The organism is Listeria sp. SHR_NRA_18 (assembly GCF_003856515.1).
Taxonomy (GTDB): domain Bacteria; phylum Bacillota; class Bacilli; order Lactobacillales; family Listeriaceae; genus Listeria_A; species Listeria_A newyorkensis.
The window spans coordinates 1-2,409 of the sequence record NZ_QPKR01000028.1; the positions used below are offsets into that span (position 1 = coordinate 1).

Annotated in this window: 7 protein-coding genes; all 7 read left to right on the plus strand. The window is 37.0% G+C overall.

Going from position 1 to position 2,409, the window contains the following annotated elements:
• On the plus strand, window positions 1-189 hold a 189-nt coding region (locus DUK53_RS17625), incomplete at its 5' end, for a hypothetical protein (protein ID WP_161564263.1).
• A 50-nt stretch (window positions 190-239) separates the two neighbouring features.
• Complete coding sequence (locus tag DUK53_RS16800) at window positions 240-473, plus strand: hypothetical protein (protein WP_124893187.1); 234 nt, start codon at window positions 240-242, stop codon at window positions 471-473.
• Window positions 463-870 (plus strand): hypothetical protein, encoded by a 408-nt coding sequence (locus DUK53_RS16805; protein ID WP_124893189.1) that lies wholly within the window; start codon window positions 463-465, stop codon window positions 868-870. Before DUK53_RS16800 ends, DUK53_RS16805 begins: the two co-directional genes overlap by 11 nt.
• 12 nt (window positions 871-882) lie before the next feature.
• Window positions 883-1,263 carry a hypothetical protein gene (locus tag DUK53_RS16810; protein WP_124893191.1) on the plus strand — a complete coding sequence of 127 codons (381 nt, stop codon included), beginning with the start codon at window positions 883-885 and terminating at the stop codon, window positions 1,261-1,263.
• A 4-nt stretch (window positions 1,264-1,267) separates the two neighbouring features.
• The gene (locus tag DUK53_RS16815; RefSeq protein ID WP_124893193.1) at window positions 1,268-1,750 is read left to right on the plus strand and encodes a hypothetical protein; all 483 of its coding nucleotides are present in this window, start codon (window positions 1,268-1,270) and stop codon (window positions 1,748-1,750) included.
• Between the two features lie 21 nt (window positions 1,751-1,771).
• The gene (locus DUK53_RS16820; RefSeq protein ID WP_124893195.1) at window positions 1,772-2,170 is read left to right on the plus strand and encodes a hypothetical protein; all 399 of its coding nucleotides are present in this window, start codon (window positions 1,772-1,774) and stop codon (window positions 2,168-2,170) included.
• Window positions 2,171-2,209: 39 nt separating this feature from the next.
• Window positions 2,210-2,409 (plus strand): hypothetical protein (locus DUK53_RS17885; RefSeq protein ID WP_236637326.1); only part of this gene is annotated, 200 nt, incomplete at its 3' end.

Sequence of the window (2,409 nt, forward strand, 5' to 3'; positions counted from 1 at the left end):
TTTCCAAACTGCGAAAAAGTTGTAGAAATGTATAAGGATGGTTCATTTACTGTTTATGCAGATAAAAAGGAATATGAAGTTATTTTATCCGATGATGGTACAAAAATTATTTACCAAGAGCCAGAATATATATACGAATATAACACAGGTGCAAACGAGGACATAGACGAATGGAGTACGCCTTTTTAATTAGGATGGATTGCAATAGAAGTCATGAAGTAAAGGAGGAGAGCGAAATAGTGAGGATAGAACCAGCAAGAAAAGCAATAGATACGTACGGAAATCAACTATTGTTACCGCACACGTTGATTCCAAGTTATATTACGAAGAAAGAAAAAGATTATTTATTTGATGAGGGCTATCTACGCGAAGATGCGGGTTTTGCTATTCTAAAAAAACTAGATCAGAAACATAGGAAACAATTTGGTGTAAGAATTGTCAAACACAGGGGAGGACGTATATGTGTGGACTAAAAATAAAGTCTGGAATAAATCAATTTGGGCAATCATTATTTTACTAGTAATCGCAGTACTTGTAATCTTTATTCATCCAGAACAAAAAGAGATTGAACGAAAAGCTTTAATCAAAGAAAAGCAAGAACGGAGCCAAATTGAACTGTACCTACAAGCAAAAGAATTAAAAGAAGGTGAAATATTAGAGGGATTTGCATTTGAAAAGAACGAACAAACGACCATTCTTTTAAGTACGTATACAACGTATAAAATTGTGTATGCAGCGAAAAATGAAGATACTGGAAAGCAACGAGAGGCCATGGTAACAGCAAGTCAAAATGATGTGGAAGTATTTGCAGAAGAGAAGGAAGAGGAGAACGCTTTGAAAAAGCGTCTAAATGAACAATTAGAAGAATAGGAGTCGATTTCTATGCATCATTTGACAGGTGTAGTAGTAATACTCATGACAGCTTTGATTGTATGCCTTGTAGTATTATCACAGGCTGAGCAACAGTCAGAACAAACACCAGAACAAACCATTCGTTTATACCTGAAAGAGCATGAAGTAAAGGCATTTGAGACATTACAAACCATGGAATTTGAGCCATTTAGACAAGAGAGTCCAGCAGGAAAGGGCTCTATTTTTAATTCAAATGATAGCTACCGTGTCCTATATTCGATAGAAAACACCATAACAAAAAGAAAACGGCAAGCTTTGATAACCCTTACCATGAGGGAAGTAGACCAGTTTGCAGAAGAACAGCGATTAGATAAAAAGCTGGAGAAGCAGTTAATCAAACAAGAGGAGTGAATTCATGGCCAAGATATTTTATCAAATATTCCAAGCAATTTGGAGGATTACCAGCATTGGGACAGGTTGGCTAATCTATCCTAAGCTAGTTAATGCAACCTATGCGTATTTGACTGCTCACGGATTTGATAATCCAATGTTTAAGGAAATGTGGCTAACAGTCATTCCAATTGGTTTTTTATACGGATTTGGGCTAGTGGGCATTGTATTTATTATTATTCGATCCGTTCATGGGATTATACCAGCGATAGTGAGAACAACTGGCACTGTATTTAGCGTATTTGCACGATGGGGATTTTTATTAGTGCTTTTTTATTGGTGGCTGGGATTACCTGTTACGAAAGAGGTTCAACTTCTATTTTCGCTAGTGGGTAGTGCCACATTGAGTAGAGGAGCTTTCTACATTTGGATGCAATGGCCAAAAATAATAGCTGCTTATATGAAAATAGATGCTGTACTCATGCGTTTTATAAAGAAAGTAAGTTAGCCGATGAAAGGAAGATATGGAATGGTCACGTATGAAGAAGAAAAGTGTCGTCAAGAAGCCCAAGAGGCTTTTGTTAAACTGATACAAATGGAGAGCAATAAAAGTTTAGCACTACGCGCCGTGATACATGCTTTCGATCAGTCGCATACAGCATTAGAGTCTCTGGATATGCGCCTAGAAGCCCTTGCGCTAGGGGAGTTAGCAGATAAATCAGCAGAACCATTATTACGTTCTAAAGGAAGCTTCGTAACTACATTAGCCTGTTTGGCACGCTGTGGAGAAGCAGAGCAGCAGCAAGAATATTTAGACAAAGAATTGGATATAATCAATGAATTTCAGGAACAAATAAAACGAGATAATCCATTATTTGTAGGAGATGTGGTGGAAATGAAGCATTGCCAAGCAACCCATTTTAAGTAGATATTGAAGGTCTAGTACGTTTAAGAAGGAGGAAATCAAATGTCTAGTGATTTGAAGGTTGGTGATTTTATATATTTTGGAATCGTAATGCCTCCAAAATGGCGGGTGGTAGTAGCCAAGGAGTTTTTAGAAAATCAGGAAATAGTAATACGCTACAATACGTGTCCAATTTATTCTTTTGGTTATGATGCAATAACATGGTTTGATAACCTGTACAGTCTACATGAAACGTATAGGCC

Coding starts and splice junctions, on each gene's coding strand:
- DUK53_RS16815 (WP_124893193.1), top strand. CDS start 1,268: ATGGCCAAGATATTTTATCAAATATTCCAAGCAATTTGGAGGATTACC.
- DUK53_RS16810 (WP_124893191.1), top strand. CDS start 883: ATGCATCATTTGACAGGTGTAGTAGTAATACTCATGACAGCTTTGATT.
- DUK53_RS16820 (WP_124893195.1), top strand. CDS start 1,772: ATGGTCACGTATGAAGAAGAAAAGTGTCGTCAAGAAGCCCAAGAGGCT.